This window comes from Micromonospora wenchangensis (assembly GCF_002210435.1).
GTDB classification, from domain to species: Bacteria; Actinomycetota; Actinomycetes; order Mycobacteriales; family Micromonosporaceae; genus Micromonospora; species Micromonospora wenchangensis.
Genome location: NZ_MZMV01000004.1, coordinates 109,916 through 127,070 on the forward strand (window position 1 = coordinate 109,916; position 17,155 = coordinate 127,070).

The window sequence follows — 17,155 nt, forward strand, 5'->3', positions numbered from 1 at the left end:
GGTGACGTCCTTTCGCTAGTGGGTCCCGAAGCGAGCTGTCGCGTCGAGTGCGGTGCGGACCATGGTCACGATCCGTTCCGCCGTGATGTCGTAGTACGTGAGTAGGTACTCCTGGTTGCCGACCGCGTCGGCGAACTGGTCCGGCATCCCCAGCCGCAGGACCTTCGTCGGCGCTGCCTCGGCCAGGGCCTCGGTCACTGCGCCGCCGAGGCCGCCGCCGCACCAGTGCTCCTCGACCGTCACCACGAGCGCGGCCGCCCGTGCCGCGTCGATCAGCGCCTCGGTGTCGAGGGGGCGCACCGTGTGCAGGTTCAGCACGGCGGTTTCGATGCCGTGCCCGGCGAGGGTGTCCGCCGCGGCGAGGCAGGCCAGTGTCGGGTAGGGGCCGCAGCAGGCGAGGACCACGTCGCCGCCCGGTCGCAGCGTCTGCGCGCGGCCGATGACCGGGGCCGGGGCCGGCGGCAGCGGCGGGGACGGTTTGCGGTCGAGCCGGACGTAGAGCGGTCCGGGCAGGCTCAGGCTCTGCGCGACGAACGCCTCCGTGGCCGTCGCGTCGACCGGCACCACCACGGTCATCCCGGGGAGCACCCGCAGCACGGCGAGGTCCTCCAGGGCCTGGTGCGTCGGGCCGAGGTGGCCTGCGGCGAGGCCGCCGTGGGTGGCCATGATCCGGACCGGCAGCCGGTTGTACGCGATGTCGATCTTGATGGCTTCCAGCGCACGCGAGGTGGCGAACGCGGCCATCGTGTTCACGAACGGTGTGCGCCCGCACGCGGCCATCCCGGCGGCGATCCCCATCAGGTTGTGCTCGGCGATGCCGAGGTTGAGGTACTGGTCCCCGGCCGCCGAGACGTGCTCCGGGCGGAACAGGCCGGTATCGGTGTCCAGGCAGATCACCTCCGGGTGCCGGTCCAGCAGGGAGAGCAGGCAGTCCCGGTACGCCTCCCGGACGGCGCGGCTCATCGGGCGGCATCCGTGGCTGCCAACGCGGCGAGCGCCCGGGCATGGTTGCGCGGCGACAGCGTCACGTAGTGGCTGTCGGTCCGGCCGGCGAGGAACGAGAGCCCGTGCCCCTTGACCGTGCGGGCGATCAGCACGCTCGGCCGGCCCGGCTCCCACGGTGCGGCAGCGAGGTGGTCGGCCAGTCGGATCGCGTCGTGGCCGTCCACCTCGCGTACCGCCCAGCCGAAGCTGCGCCAGCGTTCGGCAAGCGGTTCCATCGGCGCGATCCGCTCGGCCGGACCCGTCAGTTGCAGCCCGTTGCGGTCCACGACGGCGACCAGCCGGTCCAGCCGCAGCGATGCGGCTGCGATGGCCGCCTCCCAGACCGAACCCTCCTGGAGTTCGCCGTCGCCGAGGAGCACGAAGCTGCGCGAGTCGCGGCCGGCGTACCGGTTGGCCAGCGCGAACCCACAGGACAGCGCGAGCCCGTGGCCGAGTGATCCGGTGGGCAGCTCGACGCCGGGCACCGCGCGTACCGGGTGGCCCATCAACCGGCTGCCCGGCCGACCGTATCCGGCAAGCTCCCCGACCGGAAAGAAGCCCCGCTCGGCGAGCGTCGCGTACAGGGCCAGGGCGGCGTGACCCTTGCTGAGCAGGAAGCGGTCGCGGTCCGGGTGGCCCGGCTGCCGCGGGTCCACCCTGAGCACCGAGAAGTACAGTGCGCTGAGCACCTCGACGCAGGACAACGCGCCGCCGAGGTGGCCGCCTTCCGGCCCAGCGCACATGTCGACGACGTGCGTGCGGATGCGGGCCGCGACCGCCTCCAGCGTGTCCTCGGCCGTCGTCATGACGCCGCCGCCGCGAGCGTCGCCACCGTATCGCGATTCGCCCAGACCTTCTCGAACGCGTCCGCGTAGAGGCCCAGCAGTTCGCCCGATCCTGGATTGAGGTGACGCTTCTGGAGGGTGAGGGAGTCGGCGACGATCGCGCGGGCCACCGGGTGGTCCGCGTCCGGGGCCGCGTCGCCGGTCACGGTCCACGGATAGCCGGCGCCGAAGCCGACGCGGTCGACGAACACCTTCTGGTCGGGCAGCGGCATGAGCTGGTACTGCGACATCGGCACGCCTTCGGCGCGCAACAGCCGCCGCAGCACCGAGCGCAGCGCCGCCGGCCGTACGTCGTCGGAGAGGCCGAACCCGGCCCGCTCGAACCGGAACCGCAGGATGTGCCAGACGTGTGTGGTGCCCGGGAGCGCGGTCGGTACGCGCAGGCCGGGAAGTGCCGCGAGCCGCGCGAGGAATTCGGTGACGTTGCATTGCCGCTGGCGTTCGTACTCGTCGAACCGAGCGAGCTGCGCGGTGGTGAAGGCGGCCTGGATCGCGTTCATCTTGTGATTCCAGCCCACGCCGTGGGACACGTAGTCACGGTCGCGGCCACTCTCGATCACCTCGCCGAACTGCCGGGCCCGGCGGACCGCCTCGGCCAGCTCGGCGCGGCCGGTTACGAGCAGCCCGCCTTCGCCGCAGGTCGGAATGTTCTTCGTGACCTGCAGGCTGAACGCGCCCGCGTCGCCGATCCCGCCGACCGGCCGGCCCCGGTGGGTCGCGCCGGGGGCCTGGGCCGCGTCCTCGACCACCGCGAGGCCGTGCCGGTGCGCGATGTCGAGGATCCGGTCCATGTCGGCGGGCGCGCCGTGCAGGTGCACCGGGATGATCGCCGCTGTTCTCGGCGTGATCCGACGTGCGACGTCGTCCGGGTCGAGGTTGAACGTGACCGGGTCGACGTCGGCGAACACGGGAACGGCCATCTGGTGTACCGGCGCGAGACCGGTGGCGATGAAGCTGAGCGCGGGCACGATCACCTCGTCACCCGGTCCGATCCCGAGCCCGGCCAGCGCCAGGGACAGCGCGGCCGTACCGGTGGACACCCCGACGCAGTGGTCGAAGCCGAACCGCCGTGCCCAGTTCGCCTCAAGGATGGCGACCGGGTTCACGCCCTCGGTGTTGGACACCAGCCGGCCCCCGTCGAGTGTGTCGAGGACGGCCTTGCGGTCCTCGTCCTCGATCAGCGGCCAGTCCACGCCGCGCCGGTCCTTCGGCACGACGACCGGGCCGCCGAACGCTGCCAGCTTGCTCATCGCTGTCTCCCCCAGGGTGGTCAGATCGCCGCGCTGACGGCGTCGACGGCGTACGCGTACTTGCCACGCAGGACGGTGGCGTGGTGGGCGATGTCGGCGGCGACCGCCCGGGCGTCGGCGATCCCGTGCGCGCCGGTGATGCGCAGTCCGGTCCAGGCGTGGGCGACCGCCTCGACGGCCCGTCCGGCCCCGGCGAGGGCCGGATCGCCCCACTCCCGGCCGCAGCGGCGTAGGAGCTCGCCGTGCAGCGACGCCTGCGCCTGCATGCCCCAGCCGAACGGGTACAGCTCACGCAGCGCGGCGGCGTCCCCGGCCCGGCATCTCCCGACCAGTTCCCCGGCGAACGCGTCGAACCCGGCGAGGCCGGTGCGGGCGGCGGTGGCGGTGGTGAATCCGTCGACGTCGACGCGCAGGTAACCACCGAGCAGTTCGGGGGTCAGCGACGCGGGCTGGGCGCCGAGCCGGACGTCGAGACAGCGCCGGCCGATCCGCGAGTCGCTGAAGAACGCGTCCTGCACGTCGGCCGGGTTGGCCGAACCCCAACTGTTCGAGAACTCCTCGATCGGAACCGGACCGCGGTAGGCCGGCGGCATCGCGTCGGAGACGTACACGAGTCCGCGGTCCTCGTCCAGGCCGTAGACCACCACAAGGTGGGCGGCGTGCACGTCGCGGTAGGCGGGCCGGAACGGCAGGTAGAAGTTGTCCACCGCGGCGACGACCGGCTGGTCGCGGGCCAGTGACTCGCGGACCTCCCGCCACACGTCGTCCTCGTCGGCCGGCTGCCACCAGCGGGCCCGCAGCTCGTGGTGCGGGGCCAGGGCCGCGCCGAGGTCGCTGTCCGGGCAGGGGTAGTAGAACTCGTCGAACCGGACGTCCCCCGGCAGGTGCAGGAACCGCCAGCCCGCTCCGAGCACGGCCAGCGGGTCGGCGCCCAGCCTGGCCACCAGCGTGCCGAACGTGGCCTGCAGGCAGCTGATCAGGTCGCGGTACCACATTTCCGGCTCGGCGATCAGGCAGGTCCGGGTCGACACCTCACCGGTCATGACCGGCCTCCGCGTGTTCGAGAGTGACCGCGAAGATGTGCATCGCGACGTTGCGCGGCAGGCGGATGCCGACGAGGTCGGCCCGCCGGGTGACCGGCACCCGTTGGGCCCACATGACCGCCGGCACTCCCTGCTGCACGTGGTGCGGGTAGTGCATGACCGGGCTCCGGAACGCCAGGAGTTCGCCGAACCAGGCCGGTGCCGCCCAGAAGTCGGAGATCCGCAGCGGCTCGGCGTCGACCGAGCCGTCACCGAAGTGCAGCTCCACGGTGTCCTCGCAGCGCCGCTCGGCCGCGGCCAGGACGTGTATCCAGTCGTAACGGCTCTCCGTCACGGGGACGAACTGTCCTTCGCAGCGGACGTTGTCCGGGCCGGCGCAGACCGGCGGGAACCGGAAGGGTACGCCTGCCACGTGGACGAGGCTTCCGCCGGCCGGCAGGTGCTCGGCAGCGAACGAGTTGCCCCACACGTTGAAGTGACCGGCCTTCGTCGCCGTCGCCGACGAGATGGCGATGTTGTTGCGGTGACGGGATATGTCGACCGGATCACGCTGGCGGGAAACGGTACTGGAGACGGTCATGTCTCTCCCTCGCTGGTACGCACTGCGATGGCACCAATCTAGGCCGCCGAATCCCTCGTTTCGTCTGCACGGTGATTACCGCGAATGGCCTGATCGGCCCCTCGAAGTACTCCCCAGGTAATCCCGCTGACTATTTCCGGGCCGGTGGTCAGGGCCGGAGCGCGACCTCCCGCAACCGCTCGTAGTACGGCAGGTGGTAATCGCGGTAGCCCCGCAGCACCGGATTCGCGTCGACCACCGCGGCACCGTCGCCGGCCTCACGCCGCCCGAAACCCGCGGTCAGACTCGTCGACCGGTGCCACCGGCCGGTCGCCTGCCACTCCGGCCGCATGCCCGGTTGCCAGCTCAACGCCGCCGGCACGAACGGGATGCCCACCGCCGCGCAGTACGCCCGCACGGTGTCCTCCGGCCGGTCCAGCAGGTCGTCCGAGTCGATCACGGTCGGTGTCGTTCCGGTCGCCGATCGCACCGCTTCGAAGACCTCGTACAGCCAGGCGAAGCCGATCTCGTCGCGGCCCAGGTTCGGGTTCAGGGCGAAGTGCGAGGCGATGGCCTCGGTTGGGTGGCGGACGATGAACGTGTGGGTGGCGGCCGTCAGGAATGCCTGGTCGGCGAGCAGTTCCGGGTAGTGGAAGTCCATGGTGTCCTTGAAGAACACCGGCCGCTCGGCGGCGACCGCGCGCAGGGCGTCGAGCACGCCCTGCGGGGTGCGCACGACCCGGTCACCCACCTTCGCCTCGCCGAAGTCGACCACCTGGGAGAACGGTTCGTGCACCACGAGGCGGTCGTTGCGCTCCGCCATCATCCGGGCGAAGGCGGTGGAGCGGCTGCGCGGCGCGCTCCACAGCGCGAGCACCGGTATCCGTTCGAGCGTGTCTTCCATGTGATTCCTTCCGCTGTGACGCATTGAACGCCGCCCATTGTCGTACGGGCCGGACGGGACCGGGTAAGCGAAATGCGCAACCCGCGGTCGGGGATATCAATGCAGTGCGTCGCACCGGATGAACCTCGCGCGGACGCGTTCGTGGTCGGGCCGCCCGTAGCGTCACCAGGCAGCCGAATTGTGCCGTCCTATTACGGAGGTCATGGTGCCATCGATTCCAGCGCGCCCCGACGGCGACCGGATCGCCGTGTTGGCCAGCCGGATCGGCGCGGACGAGAAGCGACTGTTCGAGGCGCTCGATCGGCGTGGTGTCGCCTTCGACCAGGTCGACACGCGGCGGCGTTGGTTCGCGGCCGGGCAGCGCGACCTGCCCTGGCGGCTCGTGCTGAACCGGGAGATCGGCCAGGTCCGGGCCGAGTACGCGGCCCGCTGCCTCACCTGGGCCGGCGTCGACGTGGTCAACAGCGCCGACGCGACCGCGGTGTGCGGGGACAAGTGGCGTACCACCATGGCGTTGCAGGCGGCCGGGCTGCCCGTGCCCCGCACCGCGCTCGGTCTCACCCCCGAGGCCGCGCTCGACGCGTTGGATGCGATCGGCTACCCGGCGCTGGTCAAACCGCTGGTCGGGTCGTGGGGCAGGCTCGTGGTCCGGTTACCCGACCGGGCGGCCGCGGAAGGCGTGTTCGAGTACGTCGCCGCGCTGTCCGGCCCTCGGGCGCACCTCGGCTACGTGCAGGAACTCATCGACAAGCCAGACCGGGACATTCGGACGGTCATGGTCGGTGGGGAACTGTTGGGCGCCGTCTACCGGGTCGGCGAGGTGTGGCGGACCAACGTGGCGCTCGGCGGGCGGACCCGGCCGTGCGAGCCGACACCCGAGATCACCAAGCTGTCGACCGACGCCGCGGCCGCGGTCGGCGCCGACATCGCTGGCGTCGACCTGATCGAGGACAGCGACGGTCGGCTGCTGGTCCTGGAGGTCAACCACCGGGTCGAGTTCTCCGGCTTCGAGGCCGCGCTGGGCGACCGCGTCGACGTCGCGGACCACATCGTGGAACACCTACTGGAACGAGAGCGCCGATGAACTTCGCATTCACCTCGTCGGGCGCGGTCACCGAGACGTACGCCGTCGGCCTGCTACGCGGAATGCTGGAGGTCCCGTCCCCCTCCTACCAGGAGCGCGCGCTGGCCGACTTCCTGGCCGACGCCATGGCGGTCCTGGGTTTCCGGTCGCACATCGACGCGGTCGGCAACGTCATCGGCGTGATCGAACGGGGCGACGGACCGACCCTGATGCTGCTGGGACACCTCGACACCATCCCGGGCGAGATCCCGGTCCACTGCGAGGACGGCAAGCTCTACGGCCGGGGCGCGGTCGACGCGAAGGGTCCCCTCGCGGCGATGATCTGCGCCGCGGCCAGCGCGGTGGACTTCCCCGGCCGGCTCGTGGTGGTAGGCGCCGTGGAGGAGGAGACCCCGTGCTCGCGCGGGGCGGTGGCGATCCGGGTCACCCACGACCAGCCGGACGCGTTGATCGTCGGCGAGCCGAGCGGCTGGTCGAGCGTGGTGCTCGGCTACAAGGGCAAGCTCGACCTGCGCTACACGGTCAGACTTCCGTCCACCCACCCGAGCAACCCGGCGCCGAAGGCCTCCGACCTCGCGGTCGCCTGTTGGGCCGCGCTGGTCGACCTGCTCGGGCCGGACGCGAGCCTCGGCGTGTTCGACCGGCCTGGCGCGACGCTGTGCCAGCTCAACGCGGACCTGACCACGGCGACCGTCGACCTCAGTATCCGCACCCCACCCGGTCACGACGGCGAAGCGCTGGTCCGCGACCTGCGTGACCGCCTACCGGTCGGCGAGATCGAGGTGCTGAACTCGGTCGCGGCCTGCCGGACGGGCCGGTCCACGCCGGTGGCGCGCGCGCTGGTGTCCGGTATCCGGCGGCTGCACGGCCAGCCGCGGTTCCTGGTGAAGACCGCCACCTCGGACATGAACACCCTCGCCGAGGTCTGGGACGTTCCGATGGCCACGTACGGCCCCGGCGACAGCCGGCTCGACCACGCCGACGCCGAGCACATCGTGTTGTCGGACTACCTGCGCGGCATCGACGTGCTGTCCATCGCCATCTCGGAGTTGGCGCACCTGCCCGTCCGGTCGGGCGGCGATCAGCAACCGGTTCCCGAGAAGGCTCTCCAATGATCGCTTCGACCAACCTGAGGGGGAGCTTCGCGTGAGTTCAGACCTGGGATCAGTGCCGAAGAGTGCCGTCGGCGGCAAGAAGCAGTCGCTGGCCGCGATGCTGGCCAACGCGCGTGCGCGGGTCACCGACGGGCCGCGGCCCCGACAGGATCGCGACTACGTGCCGTTGTCCTATTCGCAGAACACCTTGTGGTTCGTGGACCAGCTGCAGCCGGGGGAGACGACCTACAACGTCGCGTTCGCGTTCCGGCTCGACGGCGAGCTGCACGCCGACGCCCTCGCCGCGGCGCTCGCCAGCATCGTCGCGCGCCACGAGGCGCTCCGGACCTACGTCCTCGTCGAGAACGACGAGTTCTTCCAGGGGATCGTCGAGGACCCCGAGGTCGTCGTCGAGCGGTCGCACGCGGACTCCGAGACCGAAGCGGACCGGATCCTCGCCGACCTCGCCGAGACCCGGTTCACGTTGACGGCGTTCCCGCTGTGGAAGTTCGATCTGGTCACCGTCCGTGATGACCTCCACTTCCTGAGCGTGGTCTTCCACCACATCATCTTCGACGGCGTGTCGTCGGCGATCTTCTTCGACGAACTCGTGCGGGAGTACAACGCCCGGCGGGCCGGTGCCGTGCCGGAGATCGAGCCGCCGGCCGTCCAGTTCGCCGACTTCAGCGCCTGGCAGCGCAGGCGTCTGCAGGCCGGGGCGTGGCAGGCCAGCGTCGACTACTGGACCGAGACCCTACGCGACGTCGAGGTCATGGACATACCCGGTGATCGTCCACTGCCACCCGACGCGACCTACCCCGGCAACTCGGAGACGAGCGGCTGGCAGGGAGTCGCGGCCGACGTCAAGCGCCTCGCCCTGGCCCTGTCGACCACACCGGCGACGGTGTACGCGACGGCCATGGCCTGCGTGTACCACCGGTACTCCGGGTCCGAGGACGTCATCTTCGGGATGCCCAACGCGAACCGCGGCGAGATCGAGACCGAGCGGACCATCGGCTTCTTCATCAACATGCTGCCGCTCCGATGCCCGGTCGCACCGGACGAGACGTTCCGAGAATGCCTGGCGCGGGTCCAGCAGCGGCTGCGCGGCGCCCAGGCGCACGGTTACCTTCCGCTTGAGGAGATCATCGCGCACACGAACGTCCAGCGGGACTCCTCGCGGTCGACGCTGCTGCAGTACACGCTGACGATCAACGAGTGGACCGACCAGCTCGAACTCCTCGACGGCGTCTCGCTGACCGGCATCCTGCCCAGGACGACCCGCGCGAAGTTCTTCCAGCAGTGGACGCTCAACCAGGCCGACGAGGACCTGGACGTCAATACCGTGTACAACACGGACATCTTCGACCTGGCGACGATCCAGACCATGCAGCGGGTGTTCGTCGGGTTCCTGCGCCGGGCGCTGGCCGCGCCGGACGTCAGCATGCAGCAGCTCTGGGACTCCGACGAGGAGTCCCGTCAGCTACAGGCCCGTCTCGGCGTCGGCACCCGGACGTCGGTGCCCACCGGCAACGTCTTCGCGCACTTCCGCGACGTCGTCGACGAGCACGAACACCGCATCGCGGTCAGCACGCCCACGGCGCGGCTGACCTACGGACAGCTCCTCCGCCGGGTCGACCTGCTGCGCGCCCGCCTGAGCGCGGCCGGGGTCGGTGCCGGCAGCCGGGTGGGCGTCGCGCTCGAACCGTCGCCCGATTTCCCGGCGACCGTACTGGCCCTGATGTCGCTGGGCGCGGTCTACGTCCCGATCGACGCGATGAACCCGCGCGGCCGGATCGAGGCGATCATCGACGACGCCGACCTGTTGCACGTGGTCTGCGATGCGAACACGGCCGGGATCGCACCGGCGCTGGAGTGGCGGTTGCCGGCCGACGCCGACCCCCCGGCCGACCGGCCGGACGTGACCCACGGCGGGGACGCGGTCGCCTACCTGATGTACACCTCGGGCAGCACGGGGACGCCCAAGGGCGTGCTCATCAGCCACGACAACATCCTCGGTTTCATCCGCAACGTGCGGACGCTGTTCGCGCTCTCGCCCTCGGACCGGGTCCTCGGTTACGCGTCCTGTGGGTTCGACGTGTCGATCTTCGAGATGTTCGGTGCGTTGCTGAACGGCGCGTCGCTTCACCTCGTGCCGTCCGCTCAGCGGCTGAGCATGCCGGATGTCCAGCGGTTCCTGGAGGAGCAGCGGATCACCGTGACCGACCTGCCGCCGTCGGTGATGAAGCTGCTCGATCCGGCACCGCTGCACGACCTGCGGATCGTGTTCGTCGGCGGCGAGGCGTTCTCCCACGAACTCGTCCGGGCGTGGGGCAAGGGCCGCCGCATCTTCAACGGGTACGGCGTGACCGAGTGCACCGTCACCAGCATCGTGAAGGAACTGCGGGAGCCGTTGTCGCCGGCCGCCCTGCCCATGGGCGGGCCGATGGACAACCACACGGCGTACGTGCTGGACGACCGGCACCGGCCGGTACCCCAGGGGGTCATCGGACAACTGGCGCTCGGCGGTGTCGGACTGACGTCGGGCTACTGGCGCCGGGACGAGGACAACCGGAAGAGGTTCGTCTCGGACCCGGTCGGTCCCGATCCAACGGCCCGGGTCTACCTGTCCGGCGACCTGGCGCGGCTCAACGGCGACGGCGATCTCGTGTACGTCGGGCGGCTCGACCGGCAGGTGAAGATCAATGGCGTACGGATCGAGATCGGAGAGATCGAGAGCGTGATCCGCGCGGCCGACGGAATCAAGAACGTGTACGTACAGGTCCGGTCGGACGGGGACCAGAAGCGGGTCGTGGCGTACTGCGCGACCGGGGCGGGCGGCACCGTCTCCGAGGCGGTCCTGCGTGAACACTGCCGCCGGCGCCTCGTGTCCACTATGCGACCCGGCAGCTTCGTCATGCTGGACGAGCTGCCGGTCAACGCGAGCGGGAAGATCGACGAGCGGGCGCTGCCCGCCGCCGGTCCCGACGCCGTCGTCGAGTCCAGGCCCGTGGAGGAGCTCACCGACGTCGAACGCACCATGCTCACCGAGGCGTTCGGGCCGATCCTGGGCCGCGTCGACTTCTCCAAGCGGGCCAGCTTCTTCGACCTGGGCGGGACGAGCCTCCAGGCCGTCCAGCTGATGTCCAGGATCAAGAAGCTGTTCTCCACCACGATCTCCCTGGTCGTGTTCTTCAACGACTCAAGCGTGCAGAGCATGGCCCTGGAGGTCGAGCGGGCCCGGCTGGCCAGCCTGTCGGCCGAGGAGCTCGAAAGGGCCATCGAGCAGATGAGCGAAGAAGACGTGGCCCGACTCCTGGCCAGCGAGTAGGCCGGCATGGATGACGGTAAGCGCCTCAGCACCTACCTCAGTTCGAGGTCGACGGTGACCGGTGTCCCCGGCCTCGTCGAGATGAGCCGGCCGGACCACGCCGGGCGGGTCCTCCTGTTCGCGCATCCGGTCGGCGGCAGCCTCCTCGCGCTCCAGCCGCTGGTGCGCAGGTTCCCCAACCAACGGTGCGTCGGGCTGGAGGCGTCGCTGGCGGTCCTCGTCGACGGGGAACCGGCCTCGTCGATGCAGGAGCTCGCGCGGCGGTACGTGGCGGGCTTCGGCGACCGGTGCCCCGACGTCGACGTGGTGTGCGGCTGGTCGTTCGGCGGCGGCCTCGCCTGGGAGGTCGCCTGCCTGCTGGCGCAGCAAGGAATCCGCCCGAAGGTGGTCCTGCTCGACTCGACGTGGCGGTTCCGCGACTACGAGGAGCCCCTGCCGGGCGAGCGGTTGCAGGAGTTCGTCGGCGACGCGCTGAGGTCGGGCGGCCAGGACGGCGAGTGGCTGGCCGACTCGCCGGCGGCAGCCGCCGAGACCCTGGGCATGGACATGGAGACGTTCTCGGAACGCTTCGAGATCTTCGTGCACAACTCCCGCCTCATCGGCACCTGGTGGCCCACGCCCGGCGATCTCGACATCGTCTCGGTCCGCGCCACCCAGTCCTCCAAGTCGGACTGGGGGGCGGTGACGTCGGGCGACGTCGAACTCCATGACCTTCCCGGCGGCCACTACGACCTGCTCAACGATCCCGAGAACCGCACCGCCATCGAAAAGATCATCCGGCACGCTCTTCCGGCCGCGGGTCCCGTCGCGGGCACGGACACGGGCGACGGGGACGCCGCGCCCGCACTGTTCGCCTCGCTGACCGAGCTGATCGGCACGGCACGGTGGCGCGACCTCGTGATCCGGTCCCGCCGGATGGACGGGCACGCCATCGCCGAGGCGTACCGGGAACTCGGTCGACGTGGTCTGCTCACCCCGGACTGGCCGCGCGAGTTCGGCGGCTCGGGGACGCCGACGTGGGTGAGCGTCGCGCTGTTCGAGCGGTTCATCGCGACCGGCCTGCCCGACCTCGTGTACGCGCTCACCGTGCAGATCGTCGGCTACTTCGTGCTGAAGTCCGGCTCCGACCGGTTGAAGCGCGAACTGCTCCCGCGCATCAGCCGGGGCGAGGAGTTCGCCACCGTGCTCTACAGCGAGCCGGGCGCGGGCAGCGACCTCGCCGCGCTCCGCACGCGGGCCGAGCGCCGTGGCGACCGGTATGTTCTCAACGGCGTCAAGGTGTTCAGCATCTACAGCGACATCTCGGGTTCCGCGCTGGTGGCCGCTCGTACCGGGACGGACGGCAACAGGTACGACGGCATCACCCTCTTCGTCGTCGACCTGGCCGCGCCCGGCGTGACCGTCGAGCTCGTCGAGACGATCCAGCCCGAACGCATGTGCCGGGTGACGCTGCGCGACGTCGAGGTCGAGAGCTGGCGCCGGATCGGTGCGGACGGCCGCGGGTGGGGACTGCTCGACGGTGCCCTGGCCATCGAACGCACCGGCATCGACCACGTCGTCCGGGCGGCCCGGTGGCTGGGCGCGCTCCGTGCGGCGACCGGCCGGCCCGACGACCTCCGACTGCTCGATGGGAAGGTCGAGTGCGCCACGACGGTGGCCCGCGCGGCGACCGAGGTGTTCCTGCGGGCCGATGTCGCGGCGACCGACACCGCCGTGGCCAAGTTGTACACGAGCGAGACCTGCCAGCAGGTCGGCCACGAGGTACTCCGCCGCTGGCGGACGCTCGCGGACCGGACCGACCTCGACGATCTCGTCCGCGAGGAGCTGTACTCCGCGCTCACCGAGTCGCCCGGGCTCACGCTGTCGGCCGGCTCGTCGGAGATCATGCTGTCGACCATCAAGGTGGACCTCGGCGAGGAGTACTCCCGCCGCTGTCGGGAGATTGCCCTCCGCTTCGGGTCGGAGCTGGTCGACACCCTGGTGGAGGTCCTCGAACCGGTCGGCGCAGGCGTCCGGGTGCAGCCCTTGTTCGCCTCCTCGCCGACCCGCCGCACGGCGCTGGCGGACACCCTGGCCGAACTGGGGTTCGACCGCGTGGAGCGCCCCGAGGACGAGGGCGGTCTCGGGCTCGGGCTCACCGCCGGGTGCGCCATCAGCCTGAGCCTCGGATACCTCGGTTACGAGAACGCCTACCGACCCGGTCCGACCGGGTCCCGCGAGGACCGCGTACGCCACGCGGCGTACGTGCTGGGCCTCGGCGTCGGGCTGTTCCGCACGGCCTGGAGGTACGCGTCCGGCCGCGAACAGTTCGGTCGACGTCTGGTCGACCTCGACGCGTTGATGTTCCCGCTCGTGCGCTCCTACGCCGAGATGCACGCGGTGGGCACGCGCCTGTACGAGATCGCGAACACCGCGGTGCGCCTGGACGAGCGTGCGCTGCGGCGGTTCGAGCTGGTCCAGCAGGACGCGATGGTCCGCGTCGTACGCGCCGCGATGCAGGTCATGGGCGCCCGGGGCATCACGGAGTGGTCGGTCGCGTCGCGCTTCTACATGCGGTGCGCGGAGAACATCGGACTACTCGACCCACGGCCAGGCAAGGAGACGTGCTGATGCGAGTCGATCTCGCCGCGCTCGGATCGTCGGAACTCTACGACGAGTCGCGGTATTCGGACCAGGGCATGCACGCGGTGTGGCGGGAGATGCGCGCGCGTGGTGGCCTCCATCGTCAGGTCACCACCGATGGTCAGGAGTTCTTCGCGGCGGTGCGGCACGCCGACGTCCGGGAGGTGCTGGGCAACCACACGGCGTTCTCCTCGGCGTACAGCACCATGCTCAGCGTGCGTGGCGACGGGGACGCCGCAGCCGGGGCGGCGATCCATCTCACCGACCCGCCGGTGCACTCCGAACTCAAGCGCATCTTCACCCCGCTGATGACGGTGCCGGCGACGCAGCGGCTCGCGCAGGGGATCGAGGGGCGCATGCGCGAGTTGTTCGACACCATCCGGGGTCGTGAATCGTTCGACTTCTGCGCGGAGATGGTCACCCTGCCGATGACGATCACCGGGGCGCTGATGGGCATTCCCAGCAGTGAGTGGCCGGTCACCGGCCGGGCCACCGTGCGTGCGATGGGCGGAACGGACGCCGCCGAGTCGGACCGCCAGCGTCGGGTCGGCCTCTTCGAGGCGCACACGACGATCATGACGGTGCTCGGGGAGGTCCTGGAAGACCCTCCGGCGGGTGACTCGGTGATCGGCCGGTGCCCACGGACCGCGGAAGTGCTCAACGACCCGGACCGGGACGTCGCGTTGCTGAACGCCTACGCATTCCTGATGGGGGCGAATCCGACCGTACCCCAGACGATCAATCAGATGCTGATCCTGCTGGCCGGCGACGACGACCTGTGGTCGTGGTTCACCCGCCAGGAACGCACGGATCAGAAGTTCGTCGACGAGGCCCTGCGGTGGGCCAGCCCGGTCAACCACGTGCTGCGGCGTACGACCGCCGAGCTGACGCTCGACGGAACCGAGATCGCGGCCGGGTCGTTGGTCACCGCGTGGCTCGCCTCGGCCAACCGCGACGAGGAGGTGTTCCCGCAGCCGTTCCGGTTCGTCCCTGACCGTTCCCCGAACCAGCACACCGCGTTCGGGTTCGGCGTCCACCGGTGTATCGGCCAGCATGTGGCCGTCGCCGGAATGAAAACGTTCTTCGATCTCTGGCGCGAGAGCGTCCGATCCGTTTCCCTTGCTGGTGAGCCCAGGCATCTCGTGTCGAACTTCCTGAACGGCGTCGTGAGCCTGCCGCTCTCGGTCAACTGGAGATAGGCGGCGACCACGCCGCGGAGAGAAGGACGTGTGAGTGACCTGGTGGCATCCGTGGTCGGTCCGGACGACTGGCCGAGGGTCGACCCGTTCTTCGGCCCGAATGGGCTCGTCGAACACTGCTTCTGCCAGTACTTCCGACTGGAGCGGAAGGACTACTCGGCATGCCGTTCCACGGCGCGACGGGACCGTCTCGCCGAGCTGATCACCACCGGCGAGCGGGTCGGGGTCCTCGGTGCGATCGACGAGGTACCGGTGGGCTGGATCGGGGTCGGTCCCCGCCTGGGCTTCGCGCGGCTGCGCACCTCCCGTGCGGCGAAGTTGCTCCCCGGGGACGACCCGACGCGCATCTGGTCCATCGTCTGCGTCTACCTGGCTCGTGAGCAGCGGCACCAGGGCCTGCTCCGAGTGCTGATCAACCGGGCCGTGGAATGGGCCCGGGACGAAAAGGCCGACCTGATCGAGGCCTATCCCGAGGACGACCGGGATCCGGCGACCCGAATCGACCGGCGCAGCTTCCGCGGCCGGGTCACCACGTTCGAGGCCTGCGGATTCACGGTGGTCGAGCCCAGGCTGAAACACCGGGCGCTGATCCGCAAGGACCTTCGATAACCTGTTGAGGAGTGCACATGGGCTTGGGGCGTAGTTTCAACCGCCTGTGGTTGTCGCAGGGCCTGTCGAACACGGCCGACGGCCTGGTGTCGGCGGCCATGCCGCTGCTCGCCGTGGCGATCACCCGCGACCCGCTGCTGATCGGCGGGATGACCGTGGCGAACTTCCTGCCGTGGCTGCTGTTCACCCTGCCGTCCGGTGAGCTCGCCGACCGCATCGACCGACGCCTCATCATGGTCGCCGGCAACGTGTTCCGTGCGGTCGCGTTCGGTCTGCTCGTCCTGACGCTGCTCGCCCACCTGCACAGCATCGCCATCCTCTATCTGGCGGTGTTCCTCTCCGGTGCGGCCGAGACGATGGTCGACAACGCGGCGCTGACGGTTCCGCCGCGCCTGGTCGAACGCAAGGACCTTGAGCGGGCGAACGGACGCCTGTTCGCCGTCCAGTCGGCCATCAACACGTTCGTCGGTCCGCCGGTGGGCGCCGTGCTGTTCTCGGTGGCAGCTTGGCTGGTCTTCGCCACCGGTGCCGGGTTGTTCGCGATCGCCGCGCTGGCCCTGATCACGCTGCCCCGGCTGCTGCCGACGGCGACCGAGGTCAACGACTCCCGGCCCACGCCCGGCTCCATCGCGCGCAACATCCGGGCCGGCTGGTCCTACTTCTGGAACCACAAGCTGCTGCGTCGGGTGGCGTTCATCTCCGCCTCGATCAACGGCTTCGGAGCCGCCACCGGCGGTCTGATCGTGCTCGTGGCGACCGGACCGCTCGGCGTCACGCCGGCGTGGTGGGGCGTCTTCATCGCGGTGCCGGCGGTGGGTTCCATCGTCGGCTCGCTGATCGCGTCGAGGCTGGTCCGGGCGATCGGCGGCGGGCCGGTGACCTGGCTCGCGGCCCTGGTGCCCGCAGCCACCTACGCCGCTTTCGGCCTGAGCACCAGTGTCGTTCTCGTCGAGATCTTCCTGTTCTGCAGTGCGGTGGCCACCGCGATGAACCAGATCGTGGTCAGTACGCTGCGGCAGGCCGCGGTGCCCGACGAGCTGCTGGGCCGCGTCACCGCCGCCTATCGCCTGATCGTGCTCGGCGTCGTACCGCTGGGTGCGTTGTCGGGCGGGGCGCTGGCCCACTGGCGGGGAACGTCGGCCACGTTCATCGCCTCCGGTATCGGGTTGACGCTCGCCGCGCTCGTGTTCGCCTCGCGGGTCACGACGCGGGGTCTCCGCGAAGCCGAGGGGACCGGGCACCAGGCGACCGCACCGCCGCCCGAGCCCGACCAGGGCGGTTCCGGCCCGGGTGGGCCCGCGGACGCCGCGGTCGTCACCCGGCAGACCTGACCGTCGGCGCGCGCACGGAGCCGACCCCGGATGCTCCGGGGTCGGCTTCCGCGTGGCCCGGGGTACGTGGTCCCCTCGCTGCGGGCGGTTCCGGGAGCGGCCGGCTGCGGATGTCCGCTGGCCGGTGTTCGCCCAGCCCGCCGGTGCGGGCCGGGCCTCCGCCCGTAGGTCGGAACTACCCACCGTGTGTGGACAGACTCCAGCCGTACGAACATTCACGCTGGCGGGTATGTGTGATTCGATGTCCGGGCACACGCGGGAACGATGTTTGCACACGCAGGCGGTCGCGTGGTTCAGTCC

The 17,155-nt window shown here is 70.4% G+C and carries 13 protein-coding genes; 7 read left to right on the plus strand and 6 right to left on the minus strand.

The annotated features are described in order from the left end of the window. Window positions 1-15 precede the first annotated feature (15 nt). From B5D80_RS03540 to B5D80_RS03565, 6 genes are all read right to left on the minus strand, one after another. Window positions 16-963, minus strand: coding sequence for a transketolase family protein (locus B5D80_RS03540; RefSeq protein ID WP_088642312.1), 948 nt, complete (start codon window positions 961-963; stop codon window positions 16-18). Further along, on the minus strand, window positions 960-1,790 hold the full coding sequence (locus tag B5D80_RS03545) for a transketolase (RefSeq protein WP_088642313.1): 831 nt from the start codon (window positions 1,788-1,790) through the stop codon (window positions 960-962). Before B5D80_RS03545 ends, B5D80_RS03540 begins: the two co-directional genes overlap by 4 nt. Beyond that, entirely contained in the window at window positions 1,787-3,079 is a 1,293-nt protein-coding gene (locus tag B5D80_RS03550; protein WP_088642314.1) for a DegT/DnrJ/EryC1/StrS family aminotransferase, read from the minus strand. Before B5D80_RS03550 ends, B5D80_RS03545 begins: the two co-directional genes overlap by 4 nt. A gap of 20 nt (window positions 3,080-3,099) precedes the next feature. Next, window positions 3,100-4,122: a BtrH N-terminal domain-containing protein gene (locus tag B5D80_RS03555; protein WP_088642315.1), complete on the minus strand. Its 1,023-nt coding sequence runs from the start codon at window positions 4,120-4,122 to the stop codon at window positions 3,100-3,102. Continuing rightward, window positions 4,112-4,702 (minus strand): hypothetical protein, encoded by a 591-nt coding sequence (locus B5D80_RS03560; RefSeq protein ID WP_088642316.1) that lies wholly within the window; start codon window positions 4,700-4,702, stop codon window positions 4,112-4,114. Before B5D80_RS03560 ends, B5D80_RS03555 begins: the two co-directional genes overlap by 11 nt. Before the next feature lie 148 nt (window positions 4,703-4,850). Next, window positions 4,851-5,585, minus strand: a complete 735-nt coding sequence (locus tag B5D80_RS03565) for a sulfotransferase-like domain-containing protein (RefSeq protein ID WP_088642317.1) — start codon at window positions 5,583-5,585, stop codon at window positions 4,851-4,853. Window positions 5,586-5,790: 205 nt separating this feature from the next. On the opposite strand from B5D80_RS03565, the gene B5D80_RS03570 reads away from it, so the two are divergent. The 7 genes from B5D80_RS03570 to B5D80_RS03600 are packed head-to-tail and all read left to right on the plus strand — an operon-like array spanning window position 5,791 to window position 16,855. After that, the gene (locus tag B5D80_RS03570) at window positions 5,791-6,669 is read left to right on the plus strand and encodes a RimK family alpha-L-glutamate ligase (protein WP_245854200.1); all 879 of its coding nucleotides are present in this window, start codon (window positions 5,791-5,793) and stop codon (window positions 6,667-6,669) included. Further along, complete coding sequence (locus B5D80_RS03575; RefSeq protein WP_088642319.1) at window positions 6,666-7,784, plus strand: M20/M25/M40 family metallo-hydrolase; 1,119 nt, start codon at window positions 6,666-6,668, stop codon at window positions 7,782-7,784. The genes B5D80_RS03570 and B5D80_RS03575 overlap by 4 nt, the downstream gene beginning before the upstream one ends. Window positions 7,785-7,815: 31 nt before the next feature. Continuing rightward, window positions 7,816-11,094, plus strand: coding sequence for a non-ribosomal peptide synthetase (locus tag B5D80_RS03580; protein ID WP_144081555.1), 3,279 nt, complete (start codon window positions 7,816-7,818; stop codon window positions 11,092-11,094). A 6-nt stretch (window positions 11,095-11,100) separates the two neighbouring features. Next, window positions 11,101-13,704, plus strand: coding sequence for an acyl-CoA dehydrogenase family protein (locus B5D80_RS03585; RefSeq protein WP_088642321.1), 2,604 nt, complete (start codon window positions 11,101-11,103; stop codon window positions 13,702-13,704). Next, a complete protein-coding gene (locus B5D80_RS03590; RefSeq protein WP_144081556.1) occupies window positions 13,620-14,915 on the plus strand; it encodes a cytochrome P450 in 1,296 nt (431 codons plus the stop codon). Before B5D80_RS03585 ends, B5D80_RS03590 begins: the two co-directional genes overlap by 85 nt. A gap of 51 nt (window positions 14,916-14,966) precedes the next feature. Next, window positions 14,967-15,524: a GNAT family N-acetyltransferase gene (locus B5D80_RS03595; RefSeq protein ID WP_158224109.1), complete on the plus strand. Its 558-nt coding sequence runs from the start codon at window positions 14,967-14,969 to the stop codon at window positions 15,522-15,524. Between the two features lie 17 nt (window positions 15,525-15,541). Beyond that, window positions 15,542-16,855, plus strand: a complete 1,314-nt coding sequence (locus B5D80_RS03600; RefSeq protein WP_088642324.1) for an MFS transporter — start codon at window positions 15,542-15,544, stop codon at window positions 16,853-16,855. The last annotated feature ends 300 nt before the right edge of the window (window positions 16,856-17,155 follow it).